This window comes from Frateuria sp., from assembly GCF_035695185.1.
Taxonomy (GTDB): Bacteria; Pseudomonadota; Gammaproteobacteria; order Xanthomonadales; family Rhodanobacteraceae; genus Frateuria_A.
This window is the reverse complement of sequence record NZ_DASSES010000051.1, coordinates 1-2,784: the sequence shown is the minus strand read 5'-3', so window position 1 is coordinate 2,784 and position 2,784 is coordinate 1. Positions and strand designations below refer to the sequence as shown.

3 protein-coding genes and 1 pseudogene are annotated in these 2,784 nt (G+C 70.7%); all 4 read left to right on the top strand.

Annotated features, from left to right (window positions below):
- Positions 1-161: pseudogene (locus tag VFH59_RS03880) on the top strand (ParA family protein); the annotation flags it as partial.
- A gap of 9 nt (positions 162-170) precedes the next feature.
- Positions 171-644: a histidine phosphatase family protein gene (locus tag VFH59_RS03875; protein WP_325163572.1), complete on the top strand. Its 474-nt coding sequence runs from the start codon at positions 171-173 to the stop codon at positions 642-644.
- Positions 644-1,198, top strand: a complete 555-nt coding sequence (locus VFH59_RS03870; RefSeq protein ID WP_325163571.1) for a YceI family protein — start codon at positions 644-646, stop codon at positions 1,196-1,198. The genes VFH59_RS03875 and VFH59_RS03870 overlap by 1 nt, the downstream gene beginning before the upstream one ends.
- 57 nt (positions 1,199-1,255) lie before the next feature.
- A partial coding sequence (locus tag VFH59_RS03865) for a phospholipase D family protein (RefSeq protein ID WP_325163570.1) occupies positions 1,256-2,784 on the top strand: 1,529 nt, incomplete at its 3' end.

The window sequence follows — 2,784 nt, the reverse complement described above, 5'->3', positions numbered from 1 at the left end:
ACGCGGCGCCCTTCCCGGTGGTTGCCGAACTGCGCGACAGCCAGGCCTACGTGTTGCTCACCGCGCTGGGGAAGGGCATTTTCGACTACCACTCCGAACAGGTGCGCAACCAGCAGCAGGACTGGCTGCCGCTGCTGCGCTGGCTCAAGCGCCAGCATTGAGGGAATGCCATGCAGGAACTGATTCTGTTGCGACATGCCGAGGCCCGGCCCGCCGCGCCGGCCGGCGACGACCACGACCGCACGCTCAGCCCGCGCGGCGAGCAGGAGGCGTTGGCCGCCGGCCGCTGGCTCGCCGCCCACGGCGCACGCCCCGACCGGGTGCTGTGCTCGCCCGCGCTGCGCACCCGCCGCACAGCCGAGCTTGCGATGCGTGCGCTCGCGCCGGAGGCCGCCATCGGGCTGGCCGGGGAGGTCTACGAGGCCACCCCGGGCGAACTGCTGGCGCTGCTCGACCAGCATGCCGATGCGCGTTGTGTGTTGCTGGTGGGGCACAACCCGGGCATCGAGCGGCTGGTGGCGCTGCTGGTGGAAGGCCGCTCGGACGAGTTCCGCGGCATGCCACCGGCGGGCCTGGCGGTACTGCACCTGCAGGGTGCGCTGGAACCGGGCAACGCGCGGCTGGATGCATTCTGGTCGCCCTGATGCGCCTATCCGCCATCGCCGTGTTGCTGGCGCTGGCGTTCGTCGTCCACGCCTCGCCGGCGCACCTGTGGCACATCCAGAGCCCGCCCTCGCACGTCGATTTCGGCGTGCGGCTGCTCTGGCTGCACACGATCCATGGCCGTTTCGGGCAGGTCGCCGGGACCGTCCAGCCCCGCGCCGACGGCCGGGTGGTGGTGGACGCACGGGTCGCGGTGGGCAGCCTGGCGATGGACTCGCCACGGCTGCGCCGCTGGGTGCTGGACGCGGAATTCTTCGATGCGGCGCATTACCCGACGCTGCACTTCGTCTCCGCGCCGGTGGCCCGCCGCGCGCTGGACGAGGGCGGCGCCCTGCAGGGTCGGCTGACCTTGCGCGGCGTCACCCGTCCGCTGCGCCTCGACCTGCTGCCCGCGCACTGCACGGCCGATGCCTGCCTGATCGAGGCGCGCGGCGAGCTTGACCGCAGCGACTTCGGCATGGACGCACACCATGCCGTGCTGTCCGATCGCGTGCATCTGGCGCTGTCCATCGCGATCACCCGTACGCCGGACTGAACCGCAATCTCCGCCTGCGCGCCTCGACGCACACGGCAGCGCCCGTATCATGCGCGCATGTCCCCTCCCCGCCTCGCCCTCCTCGTCCTGCTTGCCTTCACCACCCTGCTCGATGGCTGCACGCTGTCGCGGGCGCAGATCCGCCGTGCCGATGCAGTGGTCGCGGCGACCGCGCCAGCCACCTCCAGTTGCGCGCGCGCCGATCACTGCGCGCAGTCGTCGCCATTGCTGGAGGCGGCCGATCAAGCGCTGGCCGCCTCCAGCCCTTCCCGCCCGCGCCACCTGGTGGCGTTGCTGGGCGCGAGCGAACCGGCGCTGGTGGCGCGGCTCAACCTGATCCGCGCGGCGCGGCGCACGATCGACGTGCAGACCTACATCTGGGACCAGGACGACGCCGGCCAGCTGGTACTCGACGAACTGGTCCGGGCCGCGCGCCGTGGCGTGCAGGTGCGCATCCTGGCCGACCAGCTGTCCTCCTTCGGCGATCTGGCGCTGCTCGACCGGCTCGCCCGTGCCAGCCCCAACCTGCACGTGCGGCTGTACAACCCGACCTTCCACGAAGCGCACACCTCGCCGCTGGAATGGGCTGCCGGCATCGCGTGCTGCTTTTTCAAGTTCAACCAGCGCATGCACAACAAGGTGCTGGTGGTGGACGACACCGTCGGGATCACCGGCGGGCGCAACTATCAGGACCGCTATTTCGACTGGGACGACGACTTCGACTACGTCGACCGGGACGTCCTGGTCGGCGGGCCGGCCGCGCGGGCCATGGCCGACAGCTTCCGCCTGTTCTGGCGGCACCGGCGCTCGGTGCCGCTGACCCACCTGCGCGACGTCAACCACTACATCCTGGACCATCCGGCCGCGCCGGGCTGGCCGGCGCCAAGCTATGCGCACCCGCAGCGCGTGTACCGCGTCGACCAGGAGGCCAGCGACGACGCGTGGCTGCGCGCGCACATCCTGGCCGACAGCATGCAGACCGGCGTGGTGGAATTCTTCAGCGACCTGCCCGCCAAGACCGACCAGCCACTCAAGCGGCAGGCACGCGAGTTCACCGCGCACGTCATGCAGATGGTCGGCGCCGCGCGCCACGAGGTGGTGCTGCAGACCCCCTACCTGGTGCTGAGCCGGCGTGCACGGCGGATCTTCGCGCGGCTGCGCAAGGAAACCCCGCCACCGCGCATCGTGGTGTCGACCAACTCGCTGGCCTCCACCGACGCCTTCGCGGTCTACGCGGTCTCCTACAAGCACCGCAAGCGCTACCTCAAGGACTACGGCTTCGAAATCCACGAGCTCAAGCCGCACGCCGTCGATCCGGCGATCGCCAACGCGCGCGCCAGCCTGGAGTGGGTCGGCGACGGCGAGCGTGCCAGCGGCGATCCGGCACACGATGCGTCGCAGCACTACGTGGACACCGAGAACCATGGCCTGCTCGGCAGCCACGGCAGCAGCCAGCGCCCGGCGCCGCTGGTCAGCGAAGGCCGCCGCTTCGCGCTGCATGCCAAGTCGATAGTGGTCGATGACCACTTCGCGATGGTCGGCTCGCACAATTTCGACCCGCGCTCGGACCACTACAACACCGAGGC